At 60.3% G+C, this 18,601-nt stretch carries 15 protein-coding genes; 11 read left to right on the top strand and 4 right to left on the bottom strand.

The genetic code is table 11. The features are described from left to right. Positions 1-37: 37 nt before the first annotated feature. Together ACYJP6_RS02875 and ACYJP6_RS02880 are read right to left on the bottom strand one after the other, a co-directional pair. Positions 38-1,480, bottom strand: coding sequence for a sigma-54-dependent transcriptional regulator (locus ACYJP6_RS02875; protein ID WP_459473204.1), 1,443 nt, complete (start codon positions 1,478-1,480; stop codon positions 38-40). A 32-nt stretch (positions 1,481-1,512) separates the two neighbouring features. After that, positions 1,513-3,327 (bottom strand): sensor histidine kinase, encoded by a 1,815-nt coding sequence (locus ACYJP6_RS02880; protein WP_459473206.1) that lies wholly within the window; start codon positions 3,325-3,327, stop codon positions 1,513-1,515. Between the two features lie 197 nt (positions 3,328-3,524). On the opposite strand from ACYJP6_RS02880, the gene ACYJP6_RS02885 reads away from it, so the two are divergent. From ACYJP6_RS02885 to ACYJP6_RS02900, 4 genes are all read left to right on the top strand, one after another. Then, positions 3,525-3,728 (top strand): hypothetical protein, encoded by a 204-nt coding sequence (locus ACYJP6_RS02885; RefSeq protein WP_459473208.1) that lies wholly within the window; start codon positions 3,525-3,527, stop codon positions 3,726-3,728. A 71-nt stretch (positions 3,729-3,799) separates the two neighbouring features. Next, positions 3,800-4,048, top strand: a complete 249-nt coding sequence (locus ACYJP6_RS02890) for a hypothetical protein (RefSeq protein ID WP_459473210.1) — start codon at positions 3,800-3,802, stop codon at positions 4,046-4,048. Positions 4,049-4,155: 107 nt separating this feature from the next. Further along, on the top strand, positions 4,156-5,487 hold the full coding sequence (hglS, locus tag ACYJP6_RS02895) for a 2-oxoadipate dioxygenase/decarboxylase HglS (RefSeq protein ID WP_459473213.1): 1,332 nt from the start codon (positions 4,156-4,158) through the stop codon (positions 5,485-5,487). Between the two features lie 59 nt (positions 5,488-5,546). Further along, positions 5,547-6,005 (top strand): Lrp/AsnC family transcriptional regulator, encoded by a 459-nt coding sequence (locus tag ACYJP6_RS02900; RefSeq protein WP_459473215.1) that lies wholly within the window; start codon positions 5,547-5,549, stop codon positions 6,003-6,005. Between the two features lie 10 nt (positions 6,006-6,015). On the opposite strand, the gene ACYJP6_RS02905 is transcribed toward ACYJP6_RS02900, so the two are convergent. After that, the gene (locus tag ACYJP6_RS02905; RefSeq protein ID WP_459473429.1) at positions 6,016-7,674 is read right to left on the bottom strand and encodes a cellulase family glycosylhydrolase; all 1,659 of its coding nucleotides are present in this window, start codon (positions 7,672-7,674) and stop codon (positions 6,016-6,018) included. A gap of 703 nt (positions 7,675-8,377) precedes the next feature. On the opposite strand from ACYJP6_RS02905, the gene ACYJP6_RS02910 reads away from it, so the two are divergent. The 6 genes from ACYJP6_RS02910 to ACYJP6_RS02935 are packed head-to-tail and all read left to right on the top strand — an operon-like array spanning position 8,378 to position 16,983. Then, a complete protein-coding gene (locus ACYJP6_RS02910; protein ID WP_459473217.1) occupies positions 8,378-9,172 on the top strand; it encodes an ABC transporter permease in 795 nt (264 codons plus the stop codon). Beyond that, positions 9,169-10,389 carry an ABC transporter ATP-binding protein gene (locus ACYJP6_RS02915; RefSeq protein WP_459473219.1) on the top strand — a complete coding sequence of 407 codons (1,221 nt, stop codon included), beginning with the start codon at positions 9,169-9,171 and terminating at the stop codon, positions 10,387-10,389. The genes ACYJP6_RS02910 and ACYJP6_RS02915 overlap by 4 nt, the downstream gene beginning before the upstream one ends. Further along, positions 10,386-11,921, top strand: a complete 1,536-nt coding sequence (locus tag ACYJP6_RS02920; protein ID WP_459473221.1) for an FkbM family methyltransferase — start codon at positions 10,386-10,388, stop codon at positions 11,919-11,921. Before ACYJP6_RS02915 ends, ACYJP6_RS02920 begins: the two co-directional genes overlap by 4 nt. Next, complete coding sequence (locus tag ACYJP6_RS02925) at positions 11,921-14,467, top strand: glycosyltransferase family 4 protein (RefSeq protein WP_459473222.1); 2,547 nt, start codon at positions 11,921-11,923, stop codon at positions 14,465-14,467. The genes ACYJP6_RS02920 and ACYJP6_RS02925 overlap by 1 nt, the downstream gene beginning before the upstream one ends. Positions 14,468-14,474: 7 nt before the next feature. Continuing rightward, complete coding sequence (locus ACYJP6_RS02930; RefSeq protein ID WP_459473223.1) at positions 14,475-15,452, top strand: glycosyltransferase family 2 protein; 978 nt, start codon at positions 14,475-14,477, stop codon at positions 15,450-15,452. Then, positions 15,439-16,983 carry a hypothetical protein gene (locus tag ACYJP6_RS02935; protein WP_459473225.1) on the top strand — a complete coding sequence of 515 codons (1,545 nt, stop codon included), beginning with the start codon at positions 15,439-15,441 and terminating at the stop codon, positions 16,981-16,983. Before ACYJP6_RS02930 ends, ACYJP6_RS02935 begins: the two co-directional genes overlap by 14 nt. 66 nt (positions 16,984-17,049) lie before the next feature. Here ACYJP6_RS02935 and ACYJP6_RS02940 read toward each other — a convergent pair whose 3' ends face one another. Beyond that, on the bottom strand, positions 17,050-17,448 hold the full coding sequence (locus ACYJP6_RS02940) for a GtrA family protein (protein WP_459473227.1): 399 nt from the start codon (positions 17,446-17,448) through the stop codon (positions 17,050-17,052). Positions 17,449-17,566: 118 nt separating this feature from the next. Here ACYJP6_RS02940 and gmd point away from each other — a divergent pair, with 118 nt between their 5' ends. After that, positions 17,567-18,598, top strand: a complete 1,032-nt coding sequence (gene gmd, locus ACYJP6_RS02945) for a GDP-mannose 4,6-dehydratase (protein ID WP_459473229.1) — start codon at positions 17,567-17,569, stop codon at positions 18,596-18,598. The last annotated feature ends 3 nt before the right edge of the window (positions 18,599-18,601 follow it).

The following is an 18,601-nucleotide window of genomic DNA, read 5'->3' on the forward strand; positions in this document are numbered from 1 at the left end:
GATCACACCGGAGGCACCCAGGGCGTAACGCCCGACGCTAGTCGCCTTCGTCCGCCGCGCCGCCGGTGAATTGCAGGTCGTGCTTGCGCAGCTTGTCGGAGAGCGTCTTGCGCGGCAGGCCCAGGGCTTCGGCGAGGCTGCGCAGGGAGGCGTGGGGCCGGGCCAGTTCGCGCTGGATGAGGTCGCGCTCGAAGGCCTCGACCTGTTCGCCGAGGCCGGCGGCCTGCCCAGCCGTCGTCGGCGGCGGCGCAGGTAGGGCCGCTGCGAGCACCACCGGTGGCGCCCCCAGGGGCGCCAGGGGGGCATAGGCGCTGTTGTCCAGGGCCAGGTCCAGGCCCAGGGCGAAGCGCTCGGCGGCGTTCTGCAATTCGCGCACGTTGCCGGGCCAGCGGTGGGCGATCAGGGCAGCGCGCTGCTCGGCATCGGGGTCGCGCGCTGGGGTGCCATGGCGTTCGGCGGCGGCCCGGGCGAAGTGACCGAACAGCGGCAGGATGTCTTCGCTGCGCTCGCGCAGGGCGGGAATGCGCAGGGTGGCGACGTTCAGCCGGTAGTAGAGGTCGGCGCGGAAGCGGCCCTGGTCGGCGGCCTGGCGCAGGTCTTCCTTGGTGGCGGCGACCACCCGGATGTCCAGCGGGATCTGCTGATTGGAGCCCAGCCGCTCGACCTTGCGCTCCTGCAGCAGGCGCAGCAGCTTGACCTGGACGTCCAGGCTCATGCTCTCGATCTCGTCGAGGAACAGGGTGCCGCCGCTGGCGTATTCGAACTTGCCGATGCGTCTCTTCTGGGCGCCGGTGAAGGCGCCCTGTTCGTGGCCGAAGAGTTCGCTCTCCACCACGGACTCGGCGAGGGCGCCGGCATTGATGGCGACGAAGGGACCGTCGCGACGGTTCGACAGGTCGTGCAGGGCACGGGCCACCACTTCCTTGCCGGCACCGGTTTCGCCATGGATCAGCACATCGGCCTGGGTCGCGGCCAGGGCGCCGATCTGGTCGCGCAGCCGGGCCATGCCCGGGGTCTGGCCGATCAGCCGGGTCTGCAATTCCTGCCGCTCGGCCAGCGCCAGGCGCAGGCTGCGGTTTTCCAGCACCAGGTGGCGGGCACCCAGGGCGCGGCGCACGCTGTCGATCAGGGCATCGTTGGCGAAGGGTTTTTCCAGGAAGTCGTAGGCCCCGGCGCGCATCGCTTGCACCGCCAGGGGCACGTCGCCATGGCCGGTGATCAGCACCACCGGCAACTCGGGATCACGCTGGTGCAGCTGGGCCAGCAATTCCAGGCCATCGATGCCGGGCATGCGGATGTCGCTGACCACCACCCCGGGCCAGTCGCGCACCCCGGCCATCTCCAGCTCGCGGGCATCGGCCAGGGCGGTCACCTTGAAGCCGGCCAGGTCGAGGGTCTGGCTCAGCGCCAGGCGCAGGTGGGCGTCGTCGTCGATCAGCAGGATCTGGCTGGCGGGATCGAAGGGGGGCAGGGCGCTCATGACAAAGACCTAAGAGTAGAGGGGCTGCGCGGTCATCCGCGGACTTCTTCCTGGGGCACCGAGGCGACTCCCGGCTTGCCGTGCAGCAGGTAGAGGCGTACCTCGGCGCCACCGTCGGCATGGTTGGACAGGTGCAGGTGGCCGCCCAGGGTCCGCAACAGGTTATCGCAGATCGCCAGGCCCAGGCCGAGGCCCTGGGCGGTGGCCTTGGTGGTGAAGAAGGGTTCGTGGGCGCGCGCCAGGGCCTCGCTGGAGAAGCCGGGGCCGTTGTCCCTCAGGATCAGCGTCACGCCGCGTTCGTCCAGGCGCGTGGTCAGCCACAGGCGGCGGGTGCTGGTCTTTTCCGCCAGGGCGTCGAGGGCGTTGCTCAGCAGGTTGCTGATGATCTGCCGCAGGCGGGTTTCCCCGGCCTGCACCCACAGTGGCGCATCGGGCAGGTCGCGGATCAGCTCCACCTGCATCGCCCGCCGACGGGCGGCGACCAGCGCCAGGGCGTCTTCCAGGGCACCCTGCAGCACCACGCTTTCCGGCGCCCGGCGGGCCCCGCGGGCATAGGCCTTGAGGTGGGCGATGATGTTGGCCATGCGCGTGGTCAGCTCGCCGATCAGCTTGAGGTTGCCGCGGGCATCGTCCAGGCGATCATGGTCGAGCAATACGACGGCGTTTTCCGTGTAGCTGCGGATGGCCGCCAGCGGCTGGTTGAGTTCGTGGCTGATGCTGGCCGACATGGTGCCCAGCGCCGACAGCTTGCCGGCCTGCACGGCTTCGTCCTGGGCGCGCATGAGTTCGCGCTGGGCCTGTTCGCGGTCGTGTACCTCCTGCTGCAGGCGGGCGTTGAGCGTCTGCAGGTCGCGGGTGCGCTCTTCCACGTTCAGCTCCAGGTCGCGCTTGGCCCGGGCGTCCAGCGCCAGGCGCTCGATGAAGTGGCGGCGTCTCAGGGTCATGACCACCAGCAGCAGGAGCAGCGCCAGCAGGGTCGCCGCCCCGACGTAGAGGGCGCTGCGCACCTGGCGCTCGGCCATTTCCCGCGGCGCCAGGATCTGCGCCGTCCAGCCCACCTCGTCCAGTGCCCGGGTCTGGGTCAGCCAGTCGTTGGGCGCCAGGCTCAGGGGGGCGGGATTGGTGGTGGGATAGGGGCGGTTGGCGTTGACCTGCTCGCGCTGGCGCTCGTCCAGCGGATGGGTGGCGCGAAAGCGCCAGGCGTCGTGGGAGGTGAGGATGACCACGCCGAGGTCGTCGGTGACCAGAAGTTGCTCGGGCGCGTTGCCCCAGAGCTTTTCCGCGCTGTCCAGATCCACCTTGACCACCACCACGCCGGTGGCGCGCTCGCCGTCGCGCACGGCAGCGGCGAAGTAGTAGCCACGCTTGCTCGAGGTGGTGCCGAGGCCGAAGAAGCGCCCGGGCTGCCCCTGCATGGCCGCCTTGTAGTAGGGCCGGAAGGAGAAGTCGCGACCGACGAAGGTGTCTGGCTGGCGATAGTTGGAGCTGGCCAGGCAGGTGCCATCGTCCTGCATCAGGTAGATGACGTCCGCCCCGGTGCGCTGGCGGATGTCCTCCAGCATCTGGCTGGCGGCGTCCTGGGCGCTGCGGTCCCCCTGGCGTTCCAGGGCGTTGCGCAGTACCGGCAGATCACCCAGCAGGTCCGGCAGCACCTCGTAGCGTCTCAGGGTGCCCAGCAGGTTGGCGACGTAGAGGTCCAGGGTCTGGCCGTTCTGCTCGGCCAGTTGCGCCTCGTAATAATGCTGGGCGGCATAACGCAGCGGGATCAGCAGCAGCGTCAGGCCCAGCGCCAGCAGCAGCAGGCTGCTCCAGCGGGGGCGCTTGGGAAGGTGAGGGCTTTTGGACATGCGCGGCTACGATAAGGGGGACTCGCTGCATTATGCCCAAGGCCGCCGCCGGGCGAAGGGGCGGCAGACTGTTAACGCCTTGGCAGTCGACCGAAATATCTTGTTACCAATGGTCTCGCCTGTGGAGGAGGACACGGTTTTCTCCGGCGAAAGGCGGCTAACTGACTCCGCAATCAGCCAATGACGGAGTGACTTCCATGAAAAGCACCACCCTCTGCCTGACCCTCGCCGGCCTCCTGGCCACCTCGGCCGCCTTCGCCCAGACGGCGCCCGCCGATCCCGCCGCGACACCAGGGGCCAGCACCAGCGCCCCCGCTGCAAAGACCGGCAAGCAGGCCACCACCCACCACAAGAAGGTGGCGCACAAGAACGTCCACAAGGCCACCACCAGCGGCAGCTGATCTGCGGCGCGGCACCTCCCCGGGCGGGAGGTGCCTAAACAGGGGTGAATCCGCTGTCGAGGAATCGTCCCATGCGCAAGACCCTGCTGCTTCCCGCTCTCTTCCTGGGCCTCGGCCTGTCCGGCGCCGTCCTGGCCCAGACCAGCCCGACCAACCCTCCGGCGACGCCCGCGCGTCCCGATCCCACCAGCACCCATGGCCTGGAAAAGGCGCCTAGCACCGGCGTCGGTGCGGCCGACAATGGCTCCAGTGGCGGCTCCGGCAGCGATACCGGCAGCGACCACGTGAAGAAGCCCAAGAGCCAGCACAAGGATCACTAAGGCATCTGCCCATTCCCCCGGGGAATGATCCGATGAGCAAAGATCGCTTGAGCCGCGCGGGCGGCCATGTCGAAATCGGCTTCTAGCCTGAGCCAGGAGCCGCTCCCATGACCGCCGCATCGCTGCTTTCCCCGGACGCCATCCGCACCCGTTTCTCCCAGGCGATGTCGGCGATGTACCGCCAGGAGGTCCCCCAGTACGGCACCCTGCTGGAGCTGGTCGCCGAGGTGAATGCCGGCCAACCGGGCTTCGCCCAGGACTCTGCGCAACGCCTGGATCTGGAACGTCATGGCGCCATCCGCGTCGGTACGGCCGAAGAGCTGGCCACCTTGCGGCGGCTATTCGCCGTGATGGGCATGCAGCCGGTCGGCTACTACGACCTGAGCGTGGCCGGCGTACCCGTGCACTCCACCGCTTTCCGCCCCGTAGCGCCTGAGGCCCTGCAGGCCAATCCCTTCCGCGTCTTCACCTCGCTGCTGCGCCTGGAGCTGATCGAGGACGTCGAATTGCGCCAGTTGGCCGAAAGGGTATTGGCCGAGCGGCGTATCTTCACGCCGGGCGCGCTGGAACTGATCGAACGCGCCGAAGCCCAGGGTGGCCTGGATGACGCCGAGGCCGACGTCTTCGTCCAGGAAGCCCTGGAGACCTTCCGCTGGCACCGCGAAGCCAATGTCGACGCGGGTCTGTATCAGCGCCTGCACGACGCCCACCGGCTGATCGCCGACGTGGTCTGCTTCAAGGGCCCGCACATCAACCACCTGACCCCGCGCACCCTCGACATCGACGCCGTCCAGGCCAAGATGCCCGCCCGCGGCATCGCGCCCAAGGAAACCATTGAGGGCCCGCCCCGTCGCCAGTGCCCCATCCTGCTACGCCAGACCAGCTTCAAGGCGCTGGAAGAGCCTATCCAGTTCCAGCGCGAGGTCCAGGGTTCGCACACGGCACGCTTCGGCGAGATCGAACAGCGCGGCGTGGCCCTCACCCCGGCCGGCCGCCAGCGCTACGACGAACTGCTGCAGGAAGTCCGCCAGCGCAGCAAGGCGGCCGGCAGTGATTACGCGACCGTCCTAGCGGAAGTGTTCCAGGATCTGCCGGATGACTGGGACGAACTGCGCCGCCAAGGCCTGGCCTGGTTCCGCTATCGCGTTGCGACGGCAAATCACCCAGCCATGGATACCGCCGATCCCGACGCCTTGATCGCCGCTGGCCAGCTCATCGCCGATCCCATCACCTACGAAGATTTCCTGCCGGTCAGCGCCGCGGGCATCTTCCAGTCCAACCTGGGCGCTGGCAGTCAGCAGGAATACCAGAGCGGCGGCAATCGCGCCGTCTTCGAAGCTGCGCTAGGCGCGCCGGTGCTCGACGAGATGGCGCTGTACGAGCGCCAGCAGCAGCAATCCCTGGACGCCGCCCTGGCTGCCCTCGGCCGACCCGCCTAGAATGACGGCTCCCGCGTCGGCGGCCAGCCGCCGACGCCCGCCCCTGGCAGGCAGCCACGATGTTCACCAAACTCGATCCGACCGATTGGCAGCTCATCCACCTGCTGCAACAGAACGCCCGCGCCTCAAACGCCACCCTGGCCCGCCAGCTGGGCCTGGCGCGCACCACGGTAGTCACCCGCCTCGCGCGCCTGGAGCGCGAAGGCATCATCCAGGGCTACGGCCTGCGCCTGGGCTCCGAACTGGAACAGGCCGCCGTGCGCGCCTACTGCGCCATCAGCGTCCTGCCCCGTAGCACCGCCGGCATCATCCGCGCGCTGGAAAAGATGATCGAGGTAGAGGAAGTCTCCTCGGTCAGCGGCCAGTTCGACTACCTGGCCTTCCTGCGCTGCACCACCCACGAAAAGCTCGACGAGCTGCTCGACCGCATCGGTAACCTCGAGGGGGTGAAGCAGACGCAGACGTCGATCATCCTAAATCGGAAGATCGATCGGCGGGGTGGGGCAGGGGCTGCCTAAGCAAGCTCTGTCAGGATTGTCGGCTACGGTATTCGGCGCTGCCTTTGATGGCTGTGGCAACATCGTCCAGCGTCATGGCACCGCTGGTGACCTGGGACATCCAATTATTCAGTCCACCCACGTCCGCCTCTCGGCTCAGGTAGTTTCGATAAAGCTGCTGGATCCTTGATTGAGCGTAACCCTGGCCTTCCGAACTGCCGGCGATGGAGGCTTTTACCGCTGCAATGGTCATCACTCCGTCAGAAATTTGCTTCGCCCAGGTGCTCAGGCCCGACGGGTCGGCATTGCGTCCCAGGTAGGAGACGTAAAGCTGATTGACCGTATTCTGCAGATTCCCTTGATACTCGGTACTGCCAATCAAAGCTGCAGCGATGGAATTGACCGTCATGGCGCCACTGTTCAGTTGACCTGCCCAATAGCCAAGACCTGCGCTATCGGCGCTACGGCCCAGGTAGCTTTGGTAAAGTCGCTCCACGGTCACGCGATTCTGATATTCAGCACTAGCCGCGATGGCATTGATGACACCAGCCAGAGTCATGCTGCCATTGGCCATTTGGGTAGACCAGAAAGTCAGGCCGGCCTGGTCGGCCTCTCGTCCCAGATAATCACGATAAACGCCCGCGACGGTACTGGCGTAGCTGGAGCTGTCGACTGCCGTGGCAGTTTCATTCGTGCTTGATAGGGGGCCGATCTGCGTGCAGCTCGAATCATCCAGATAGGCCTTCAGGGTGGCCCATTGGGGGCGATCCACGCCATTGATAGGCTCAACGGAAAGATTGTAATTGGCCCAGCCTGGGCCGGCCGCCCAATAGGTCGCTGGTATGCAATTCTGTTTCAGGTAGGCCAGCATCCGGCCCATGATCACATTCCAACGCGGATCGCTGTCCGGGATCCCGAATTCACCGATCATGCCGCGTTTGCCGTTCTTCTTTAGCCAGTCGACGAAAGGCTTCACCCGCTGGACACCGTAGTCGTCCGGATAGGCACTGGCACTGGTCACCGCGTAGTTACCACCGCCCCCTTCGCCATCGAAGTAGGTATGCGCCTGGAAGATCAGATTGTTGGCCGGATCCTTCAAGGCAAGCAGGGAGTCGTTCCATTGTGGCCAACGGGTCGCTTCCGCCCAACCATTGCCTTCGATCATGATCGGCCGGGTCGAATCGACTGAGCGAACGCCGTTGATGCCGTACTGGGCGGCTACAGACCATTGAGCCACGGCGTCGTGAGGTTCGTTCATGATGTCGTAGGCATACAGCGAAGGCTGAGCACTCCAGCGCTGGGCAATACGTGCCATGACGTCCTGGTAGGCGGCATAGGAGACATTGCCAGTGCCAATCACCACGCCGCGATAGCGCATGTAATTGTGGACGTCCAAGACGACCTTCATACCGTACTTATTGGCGTAACCGAACGTACGGTCAATAAGTGCCGCATAGGTCGGATCGAATGAGCTACCCAGTGTTGGCTGCAGACGCTCCCATAGGATGGGAAAGCGGATGAGTTTCACTCCCCGGCCGCTCCATTGGCTGAAGTGAGCTTCTACCGGAAAGATATAGTTCGTGCCATTTATCCCTGGCAGCACCTGGGAGGCAAACCCAGCGCCGGAAAGGTTGAGGCCGACCAGCGAGACCTGTTCGGCCTTGACCTTGGCGCATAGGGCGCTGGCCATGCAGATGATGGCCAGGGTACTGCACAAGAGCTTCGAATAACTCATCGGTGGGGGCTGCCATGTCAATTCTGGAATGTCATGGCCACGTCTGGAATCGAGCGTCGACACGGGGGCCGACTTCGCCGACACGCAAGTCTGCGGCGCGAGATACCGGAGTGATGGGCTGACCAGCGAGATATCTGCTGGTACCGGAGCTTTCTTGAGCCTTGCTCGACGAATGGACGGTGCGCTACTCCACGGCTCCTTACCGCAGTAGGAGCAGGCAGGGCCGAAGCCACTGCGTGTGCTACGTCTAGCCAATCCGTAGGGGAAAATACGCAAAGCGCGATCCCTTAGGAGGTCAGTGCCAACGCTATGGGTTAACATCACGCGCCGCGTTATTTAGGTGCCACCGAGCCTCTAGATGCAGGCTACCGGGCTGTACAGAGGCCTATCCGCATTTCAGGGAGCTCATGTTCACTTCAACTGCACCTCACTGCCTCCGCCTCAGCGGCTTCATGGCGGGGTACCGTCGGCATCGCGAGCCGCTATCTGACCATCAAGGGGTGGTCGGATCAGCGTTCGGTAGAACCTATGGCAGTCATTCTGCTCTATCTCCCTCCACGCCGCCGACCGCAGCCATTACGTCTGGATGGCCGCGAGTGATCACTCGGCGCGACGATGCGTTTTCCCATCACTCAGAACCTAATTTGGATGGTAATTGATGCTTGGCATGTTCAGGAGCGTCATCGCTTATCGGGAATTCATCCTTTCTTCTATCCGAAATGAATTCCTGACTCGCTTTTCTCGTAGCAAATTGGGTGGCCTGTGGATGATTATCAATCCGCTAGTCCAGGTTGCTATCTATGCCATCATTCTGTCGAACGTTCTCTCGGCCAAGCTGCCTGGTATTCAGAACAAGTATGCCTACGCGATCTATCTAGTCGCTGGAACGCTTGGCTGGACGTTGTTTTCAGAAATTGTAGGGCGCTGTCTGACTCTCTTCATCGACCAAGGCAACTTGATGAAGAAAATGAGGTTTCCGAAGATAGCTCTGCCGGTTATCGTCGTCGGGAGTGCAACCCTAAACAATATTCTGTTGCTTATTTCAGCCTTGGTAGTCTTCCTGTTGATGGGGCATTATCCGGGATGGAATGTCTTTTGGTTGTTACCCCTTACACTCGTTGTCATTGCCCTTGCCACTGGGGTCGGTTTGCTACTGGGAGTATTAAATGTCTTCGTACGGGATGTGGGCCAGGTCGTGCCCATCATCCTGCAACTGCTATTCTGGTTCACTCCCATTGTTTATCCCGCCAGCATCATTCCTGAAACGTTGCGCCCCTATCTGAGCTGGAATCCATTGGTACCCGTCATCGAGGCTTATCACCAAGTACTGGTCTTCAATAGCGCGCCCGATTCCCTGGCATTGCTAACCGTGGTCTGCGTGGCCAGTCTGCTGTTGTTAATTGGCCTGTTTGTCTTTCGGCGAGCCAGTCCAGAGATGGTGGATGCACTATGAGCCTGCTTAAAATATCGGGACTCGGAAAGTCCTATCGGACCTATGCATCCGAATGGTTTCGCTTTGCTCGCTGGTTTGGCTTCAAAGGTGGAGTACTCGAAGAAAAGTGGGTGCTGCGCAACATCAGCTTTACCGTAGAGCCTGGCCAAGCGATCGGCATCGTCGGACAAAACGGGGCAGGCAAGAGCACTCTGCTCAAGATGATTACCGGAACGCTTCAGCCTACCGAAGGTAGCATCCAGCTCAATGGTCGGATCTCTGCCATTTTGGAGCTGGGCATGGGGTTTAACCCCGAACTCACCGGTCGGCAGAACGTGATGCATGCTGCAGGCCTCATGGGATTCGGTGGCGAGCAAGTCCAGCGCGAAATGGGTAACATCGAGGCCTTCGCGGAGGTAGGTGACTATTTCGACGAACCTGTTCGCACCTATTCCAGCGGTATGCAGATGCGAGTTGCTTTCGCCGTGGCTACTGCGTTTCGTCCGGAAATTCTTATTGTCGACGAGGCCCTGTCGGTCGGCGATAGCTATTTTCAACATAAGAGCTTCGCCAAGATCCGAGAATTCCAGCAGCAGGGTACGACCCTGCTGATCGTTTCCCACGACCGTGACTCGATCCAGGCGCTTTGTGATCGTGCGATCCTGCTGGAGCGAGGGGGCATTATCAAGGATGGCGCCCCGGAAGAGGTCATGGATTTCTACAATGCCCTGATCGCCGAAAAGGAAAACTCGACGGTACAGCTCAAGACGCTCGAAGATGGCAAGGTACAGGTCAGCTCTGGTACCGGCGAAGCACGTGTTGAGCATATCGCGCTCTATAACGAAGCAGGCCAGGCAGTTGAACATCTGAATGTTGGGGAGCCCGCGCGTCTACAGATCAAGGTGAAAGTCTACCGAAATCTGGACAGTTTGGTTCTGGGCTATGGCATCAAGGATCGTCTCGGCCAAGTCATGCACGGGACCAATACCTGGTACACCCAGCAGTCGATCGAGCAGCCCCGCGCAGGGGATCTCTACACTTTCGATATCCTCTTCAAGGCAAATCTGGGGCCGGGAAGCTATTCCGTGCAGACGGCGCTGGTGGACAAGGAAACCCATCTGACGGCGAACTACGAGTGGCGTGATCTGGCCTTGGTATTCACCGTATCTAACTTCGACAAGATTTATTTCGCTGGCTGCAACTGGCTCAATCCGGATATCGAGATTTCCAAGGCATGACTTTCATTTCATTCGCACAGAACCGGGAAGACGTCGTTCTTTGGCGCGCGCTCGGACATCTGGAAAAGGGTTTCTACATAGATGTGGGGGCCAACGATCCGGTCGAGCACTCCGTGACCAAGGCGTTCTACGATCGTGGCTGGCATGGCCTCAATGTCGAGCCCGTGCAGCAGTGGCATGACCGCTTACGCGAGGCACGTCCGCGCGATATCAATTTGCAGGTCGCCGCCGGCTCCCGTGAGGGTGTCATGACTCTCTACGAGGTGGCTGACAGTGGCCTGTCTACATCCAGCAAGCTCGTAGCCGATCGGCATGGAGAAAAGGGCTTCGATCATCGCGTGACGCAAGTGCAGGTCGATACCCTAGGGCACCTTTGCAGCCTCTGGGAAATCGACGAGGTGCATTTCCTCAAGATCGATGTCGAGGGTGCGGAACGTGAGGTCCTGCTTGGCCTCGACCTCACGCGACTTCGTCCTTGGATCATCCTGGTCGAGTCGACCGAGCCCCTATCGCAGCGGCGGAATCACGAGGAATGGGAAGATCTCGTCACGAATCAAGGTTACACGTTCGTTTATTTCGATGGTTTGAATCGCTTTTATCTGGCGGATGAGCGCGCGGAGCTGGAGTGCCACTTCGACGCCCCTCCCAATGTCTTCGATGACTACTTGCCAATCGCTCACTTGAGCGTGATGGAGCAAGTTGGCGAGCTGTCGCACAGGTGCCACGAGTTGGCCCGTCGGGGCGAAGAACTTGCCCAGCAGGGAAAAGAGCTTGCCCAAGCTCTGGCTGACGCCGAGCAACGCAATGTGGATGTGAGTATCAAGATCGTTGCTTTGGAAAACGAGTATTTGAAGGCCCAGCTAGAGCAACAGAAGTCCTTACTGGGCCAGGAAACGCTCAGGCATAGACTGGAGAGTGCAGAGGCACAGCTGGCGGAATCCGGTCTCAAACTCGCGCAATTGGAGCAGAGTGATAAAGAATTACTAGGCGTGCGCCAAATCTTCAGCGAATGCTTCCCGACGCTGGTATCTCCTGACCGAGACATCGCTGGAAGCATTCGCCAGCTAAGTGCTGAGCTGGCCCGCTACAGGTCCGAGCAGTTGGACGCGCAGGCCCGATATCAGCGGCTGATCGCCAGCCAGTCTTGGCGACTGACCCGACCGCTACGCGAGGCCCGGCACCAGGTACTGCGCCTTCGTCAACGGCCGGGAGGTCTGAGGCTGGCGGCCAAGAAGACCCTTCGTCCTTGGTTGATGCGATTGATGCGTCAGGTGCTGGTCCGCCCTGGGCAGCGTCAGCGCGCCTCGGCGCTGCTGCGGCGTTTCCCGGGACTTTATGCACGCCTTGCTGCTATGGCCACCCGGGACAACCTCCTGCATGAGGTTCAGCGCGCCTCTCAGCCACCCCACGATCCCCACCACTATATCCAGGGATTGGAGCCCGATCTTTCAGAGATGAGCGTAGCTGCGCGCGAGCACTACCAGTTCCTCAAGTCGGCGCTGGAAAACAAGCCTCCAAAGGAGAGCAACTGATGCGCATCGTACTCGATCTGCAGGGCGCCCAGACCGAGAGCCGCTACCGGGGCATCGGGCGCTATTGCCTTTCCCTTGCCCAGGGAATCGCCCGTAACCGCGGAGAGCATGAACTCATCCTGCTGCTCAACGGACAGTTTGCAGACACCATACTTCCCATCCGCCTGCAGTTCAGGGACTTGTTACCTGCTTCGGCCATCCAGGTCTGGTACGGCCCACAACCTACCGCAGCCTGCCTACCTGGGAACGAGTGGCGACGTGCAGCTGCGGAACTGCTCAGGGAAGCGTTCATTGCTACCCTAGAGCCGGATGTCGTGCTGATCTGCAGTCTTTTCGAAGGTACGGCGGACAATGCCATCGTTAGCCTCGATCGCTTTCAGCCCAGCTGTCCTACCGCGGTCATCCTGTATGATCTGATTCCGCTCATGAATCCCGAGCAGTACCTGGATCCCCACCCGGTATTCAAGAACTTCTATCTGGACAAGATCGAGCAGCTGCAGGCCGCAACCGGATGGCTCGGTATTTCCGAGTCTTCCTGCCGTGAGGGACGAGAGATCATCGGGTTGCCGCAGGAGCGCCTATTCAACATCTCCACCGCTGCCGATCCGCAATTCGCCCCTCAGGTGTTGGAGCCTGAGCGCCGGGCGTTGCTGTTGGAGAAGTTCTCCATCCAGAAGGACTTTGCCCTCTATACCGGAGGAGCCGATGCTCGCAAGAACCTTGAGCGTCTGATCGAGGCCTATGCTCGCCTGTCGGCACCGTCTAGAGCTGCGCACCAATTGGTACTCGCTGGCAAGATGCCCGAGCAGAGCATCGCCGCATTCAAGGCTCATGCTGCCCGGGTTGGCATCGCCGAGCACGAACTCATCTTCACTGGTTACATCACCGATCATGAGCTGATAGGACTTTACACCTTATGTAAGGTGTTCGTGTTTCCCTCTTGGCATGAGGGTTTCGGATTGCCGGCGCTTGAGGCCATGAGCTGCGGTGCGCCCGTCATAGGCTCTAACAGGTCTAGTATTCCTGAGGTTATCGGCAACCCAGAGAGTCTGTTCGATCCATTGGACGTGACGGGTATGGCCGAGATGATAGAGCGCGTCATGGATGACGAGATTTTCCGTCAAGAATTGATCCGCCGCGGTCTTGAGCAATCTGGTCGTTTTTCCTGGGACCTTACTGCCAATCGCTGCATCCATGCGCTCGAGCAGTTAGCTACTCTTGCGGAAACGTCGGTGCAGCTGGCGTCGGAGTCTCCGTTGTCCCTGCTGCGGGAACGGGTTGTTGCCATCGAGACCGGTGTGCCTACCTATGACGACCTCAAGGCCTGTGCCGTCGCCATGGCCAGGAACTTCCAATCCCGGTCGAACAGAAAGTTGTTCGTGGATATCTCGCAACTCGTCCACGTCGACTCGAAAAGCGGCATCCAGCGAGTCGTCCGTAGCATTCTCAAAGAGTTGCTGGTCGCACCACCCGTGGGATACGAGGTCAAGCCTGTATATGCGACCATGGATAGTCGTGGCTATCGACATGCCAATGCCTTCGTGAAGGAAAGTCTCGCGGAATTCGTATCTCTGGATTCCAGCGAAGATACCGCCATTGATTACGGGGCCGGCGATGTCTTCTTCGGTCTGGACCTGCAGCATCACGTCGTGATGCGCCAGCAAGAAGAGCACCTGGCCATGCGCAATGCTGGCGTAAAGGTCGTCTTCGTCGTTTACGACCTGCTACCCATCACCATGCCTGAAGTGTTCCGCGACTTCATTGGCGAGTTGCATCAGGATTGGCTGACCGCTATCGCCCAGAATGATGGACTGCTCTGCATCTCTGCGGCGGTGGCTGACGACATGCAGCGGTGGCTCGCGCAGCACTTGCCCGAAGGATGCCCACGACCGGAGGTTGGCTGGTTCCACTTGGGAGCCGACGTGGAAGGCTCCATCCCGACGCGAGGCTATCCTGAGGATGCCGAAAGTGTTCTCGCGCGGCTGCGTGAGCGACCGACTTTTTTGTCGGTGGGCACCATAGAACCACGCAAGGGGCACGATCAGACCCTTGCTGCCTTTGAGGTGCTTTGGCAGCGCGGTGTAGACGTAAACCTGGTTTTGGTGGGACAGGCGGGCTGGAACGTCGATGCTCTCATCGAGCGACTCGAGTCCCACCCCATGAGGGGGGCCAAGCTGTTCTGGCTGAAAGGGATAAGCGACGAATATCTGACGGATATCTACAGTACGGCGGACAGCCTGATCTTCAGCTCCAAGGGGGAGGGCTTTGGCCTTCCGCTAATCGAAGCAGCTCAGCACGGCTTGCCTATCATTGCCCGCGACATCCCCGTATTCCGCGAAATTGCTGGCAACCATGCATTCTATTTCGAGGGGGAAAGTGGCGATGCCTTGGCCGAGCGCATCGTTACTTGGCTCCAACTGAAGGGTGCCCAAATGCCAGTTCCGGACTCGAGCAAGTTACCTTGGCTGACTTGGAAGGAAAGTGCCGAACAGGTCAAGCGCTGGATAGTAGATCACAATGACGATAAGCGTTTTGGAGCACAGTGACGTGGGTATGCATAGCGATCCCAAGGTGGCCGTATTGGTACCTTGCTATAACGAAGGAATATCCATCGGCAAGGTCGTGGAAGACTTCAAGCTCTATCTGCCGAAGGCGGAAATATTCGTCTACGACAACAATTCCAAGGACAATACCATCGAGGTGGCACGCAAAGCCGGAGCGCAGGTCTTCAGCGTGCCGCTACAAGGCAAGGGCAACGTCATACGCCGGATGTTTGCCGATATCGATGCCGACATATACGTATTGGTCGATGGCGATGCGACTTATGACGCCAAGAGTGCGGTCAGGATGATCGACCAACTTTTGGAGTTGCGTCTCGATATGGTGGTAGGTGTTCGTCAGCACGAGCAGAAAGAGGCCTATCGTGCAGGTCATACCTGGGGCAACAAACTGCTCACCGGCTGCGTCAGGAGGATCTTCGGCGGTAAATTCAGCGACATGCTTTCAGGATATCGAGTGTTCTCGCGGCGCTACGTCAAATCGTTTCCGGCATTGGCTACGGGTTTTGAGACCGAAACGGAGTTGACGGTACACGCTCTAGAGTTGCGCATGCCCTATGGCGAATGCGTGACCCCTTATTTTGCCCGTCTCGAGGGCTCGTTCAGCAAGTTGAACACCTATCGTGATGGCATTCGTATCCTCAGGACCATAATCAAGCTTTACGCCGTAGAAAGGCCCATCTTGTTCTATACGCTGTTGGCGGCCTTGATGATGTCCCTAGGCGTGATTCTGGCCGCACCGCTGCTTTCGGAATACCTGAGGACGGGTCTGGTACCTCGTATCCCGACGGCGCTGCTGTCTACCGGATTGGTTCTCAACGGCATGATCTTCTTCATCGCAGGGCTGATCTTGGAAACCGTGACCATGGGGCGCCGAGAGTTGAAACGCCTGACCTATCTTCACCACCCGGCTCCTGTCTTTGCAAAGTCACCGAGCGCCGTTCAGGAACAGGCTACTCATGCGAACGTCTAGCCGTCTCGATGCCTGGCTGATACTCAGCGCCGTTCTGGTCTACTGCCTGTTCTATCTCGCTAATCAATCGCTGCCGGGTAACAATGTCTCCCATCCCCTGGGTTGGTGGGAATGGTTCGACCAAGGACAGTACATGCTGGCCGTCAAGGCCTTTGCCGTGGGCAACCTAAGTCCTGGAAATCACTATTACCCACCGTTATATCCTTACCTAGGCTCCCTGTTTTTTGGCTTCCTACCTGTCCATCCTTTCTTTTTTATCAACCTTTTCGCCTTCGTACTGTTCTGTCTGGGCTTCGTCGTCTTTGCTCGACGTTACGTAAGCAACGGATTGGCTTGCGCGATTTTGGTGGTGAGCGTCTATTGCAACAAGGCGCTCATGGAAAACTTCGTTATTCCTTGGACTACCGCCTGTACGATTACGGCTGTCGCTACCGCGGTATTGGTACTGTCGTGGATACAGCGTCAATCTTTCTGCTCGCGACGAACACTGCTTGGCTTTGGCTTGGTGTTGAGCCTGGCGTTTGGTGCCCTGGGTCTTGCTCGGCCACTGGATGCCTTGCTGGCTGGGATATTCTTTCCGGCTTATTTGCTACTGGCTTGGTGCAAGCAGCCAGATCAAGCCGTCAGTCGTCGACTGGTGGATATTGTCTTGGTGGCCCTCATCCTGCTGGTCGGCCCCCTGGTGTCGGTCGGGCTTTTTCTGCGCTTCAACGATGTCGTCTTTGGTAGTCCATTTGGTGGCTACTTCAACGCTACCGCTAATGCCAGTGGTTATTTTCTGCTCGAATTCCCGAAAAAGGCCATGTCGCTGCTGGTGGATTCGAAGTCTCTCTATCTAGAACCCCGTGCCTCGCTAATCAGCCATTATCCTTGGTTATTACTGTCCCTTGGCGGAATGGTCCTTGCACTGTTGCGTGGCGACCTGCTCCTTCGGGCCGTCGTATTGGCGGTAGTGGTGCAGTTCTCGCTCTACATTCCCTACGGAGATCTGTTGCCGAACGGCGTCTGGCGCTATCTCAACATTCACTACTTCAAATGGACCGTTCCTTTCCTGGGTCTTTTCGCTTGGCTGGCACTACAGGCCATTCTGAAGCCGGCAATTGAAGGGCAGTGGCGCAAATGCGTCCTGCATACAGCGGTGATCCTTTTCGTCGCGCTCCTGGTCAGCGCTCTCCGCTTTTCGCTTGCATTCGAGACCGTGCCGGTAGTCGCCCAGGCCGGTCAACGTTTGACTTTGGCTTTGCCGTCAGAACCTGTGGACTTCATCGACCTGCCGGCCACGGGAGATTTCAATCCGGTGTACTTTGGCGAGCATCAGGTCTGGATGGATGATAAGCCGTTGCGCAAGATTCGTGATTTTCGCTTGCTGCCTGCACCCGGTGGGGTTCGTCTCCTCTTCAACCAAACTCAACCTGGTGGGCGTTTACAACTGGAGTTGGACCCGAGAGTGGCAATTCCGAGTAGCCTCACTACGGTAAGGGCTGCCAGTTATGGCTTTACCCTCGGCAGTCCGCGCCTGCGTCATGATTGAGTGGTCGACGAAGCTCGATGGCGCCTGGAGAACGCCCCGCCCGGGAACCCTCGATCAGGACGGGAGTCACATCGCCTTGGCGTTTCTGAAGAGAAAAAACTTTGCGCTGAAAAAGTTTATGAACATGCCAGCCAGGCTGCCGGCGGCTACACCTAGGATCGGGTACTCATGAGCCACGGCAGAGCTGGCGACCAGCGCCGAATAGATACCGTAGTTGCAGGCTCCGCCCAGCAACATGTAGGCAAGATATTCCGCAAATTCTCTGGGCAGGCTCTTCCCGCTGTGTCGAGAGCCAAAAGTAATACGTCTATTGCAGACCCAGGTCACAAAAACGGCGCAAGCGAAGGAGGCCAACCTCGCTAGGTAGACTCCCCAATGCTCCTTGAGCAAATAGAGAATGCCGCTATCGACCAGAAATCCCAGAGTGCCGACCAAGCCAAATACAAAAATTTCCTTGAAGCGCATGCGTATGACTCTGTCAGTTGTATGGTCGCCGGATACCGGCGCTATGGCTGGTTTGTCGTCATAAGAGCAGCGTATTAGACTACTCCATTCTCACTTTATCGATCACCGGAAGGGCAACATGCGAGCGATTATAACGGGCATCACCGGTCAGGACGGTGCCTACCTGGCACAGCTGCTGCTGGAAAAAGGCTACACCGTCTATGGCACCTACCGCCGTACCAGCTCGGTCAACTTTTGGCGTATCGAAGAGGTCGGTGTCGCTGGCCATCCCAACCTACACTTGGTCGAGTATGACCTGACCGACCTCTCCGCCAGCATCCGCCTGCTGCAGACCACCGAAGCCACCGAGGTCTACAACCTGGCCGCCCAGAGCTTCGTGGGCGTGTCCTTCGACCAGCCGGTGACCACCGCCGAGATCACCGGCGTTGGCCCGGTGAACCTGCTCGAAGCCATCCGTATCGTCAATCCGAAGATCCGCTTCTACCAGGCGTCCACCTCGGAGATGTTCGGCAAGGTCCAGGCCATCCCGCAGATCGAGAGCACTCCCTTCTATCCGCGCAGCCCCTATGGCGTGGCCAAGCTGTATGCCCACTGGATGACCATCAACTACCGCGAGTCCTACGGTATCTTCGGCACCAGCGGCATCCTCTTCAACCACGAATCCCCGCTGCGCGGCCGTGAGTTCGTGACCCGCAAGATCACCGACAGCATCGCCAAGATCAAGCTGGGCAAGCTGGACGTGCTGGAGCTGGGCAACCTCGACGCCAAGCGTGACTGGGGCTTCGCCAAGGAATACGTCGAGGGCATGTGGCGCATGCTGCAGGCCGACAAGCCCGACACCTACGTGCTGGCCACCAACCGTACCGAAACCGTACGGGACTTCGTCAGCCTGGCGGCCAAAGCCGTGGACATCCAGCTGGAATGGAAGGGCGAAGCGGACAAGGAAGAAGGCTACTGCACCCGCAGCGGCAAGAAGATCGTCGCCGTGAATCCCAAATTCCACCGCCCCGCCGAAGTGGACCTGCTGATCGGCAACCCCGAGAAGGCCAAGCGTGAGCTGGGCTGGGAGCCCAAGACGACCCTGGAACAACTGTGCCAGATGATGGTCGAGGCTGACCTGCGTCGCAACGAACAAGGCTTCTCGTTCTAACCA

This window comes from Pseudomonas sp. No.117, assembly GCF_054558395.1.

What these genes read in the sequence shown, in the direction of transcription:
- ACYJP6_RS02920 (WP_459473221.1), top strand. Translation starts at nt 10,386, where the DNA reads ATGACTTTCATTTCATTCGCACAGAACCGGGAAGACGTCGTTCTTTGG.
- ACYJP6_RS02875 (WP_459473204.1), bottom strand. Translation starts at nt 1,480, where the DNA reads ATGAGCGCCCTGCCCCCCTTCGATCCCGCCAGCCAGATCCTGCTGATC.
- ACYJP6_RS02935 (WP_459473225.1), top strand. Translation starts at nt 15,439, where the DNA reads ATGCGAACGTCTAGCCGTCTCGATGCCTGGCTGATACTCAGCGCCGTT.
- ACYJP6_RS02915 (WP_459473219.1), top strand. Translation starts at nt 9,169, where the DNA reads ATGAGCCTGCTTAAAATATCGGGACTCGGAAAGTCCTATCGGACCTAT.
- hglS (WP_459473213.1), top strand. Translation starts at nt 4,156, where the DNA reads ATGACCGCCGCATCGCTGCTTTCCCCGGACGCCATCCGCACCCGTTTC.
- ACYJP6_RS02880 (WP_459473206.1), bottom strand. Translation starts at nt 3,327, where the DNA reads ATGTCCAAAAGCCCTCACCTTCCCAAGCGCCCCCGCTGGAGCAGCCTG.
- ACYJP6_RS02885 (WP_459473208.1), top strand. Translation starts at nt 3,525, where the DNA reads ATGAAAAGCACCACCCTCTGCCTGACCCTCGCCGGCCTCCTGGCCACC.
- ACYJP6_RS02910 (WP_459473217.1), top strand. Translation starts at nt 8,378, where the DNA reads ATGCTTGGCATGTTCAGGAGCGTCATCGCTTATCGGGAATTCATCCTT.
- gmd (WP_459473229.1), top strand. Translation starts at nt 17,567, where the DNA reads ATGCGAGCGATTATAACGGGCATCACCGGTCAGGACGGTGCCTACCTG.
- ACYJP6_RS02905 (WP_459473429.1), bottom strand. Translation starts at nt 7,674, where the DNA reads ATGGCCAGCGCCCTATGCGCCAAGGTCAAGGCCGAACAGGTCTCGCTG.
- ACYJP6_RS02890 (WP_459473210.1), top strand. Translation starts at nt 3,800, where the DNA reads ATGCGCAAGACCCTGCTGCTTCCCGCTCTCTTCCTGGGCCTCGGCCTG.
- ACYJP6_RS02940 (WP_459473227.1), bottom strand. Translation starts at nt 17,448, where the DNA reads ATGCGCTTCAAGGAAATTTTTGTATTTGGCTTGGTCGGCACTCTGGGA.
- ACYJP6_RS02900 (WP_459473215.1), top strand. Translation starts at nt 5,547, where the DNA reads ATGTTCACCAAACTCGATCCGACCGATTGGCAGCTCATCCACCTGCTG.
- ACYJP6_RS02930 (WP_459473223.1), top strand. Translation starts at nt 14,475, where the DNA reads ATGCATAGCGATCCCAAGGTGGCCGTATTGGTACCTTGCTATAACGAA.
- ACYJP6_RS02925 (WP_459473222.1), top strand. Translation starts at nt 11,921, where the DNA reads ATGCGCATCGTACTCGATCTGCAGGGCGCCCAGACCGAGAGCCGCTAC.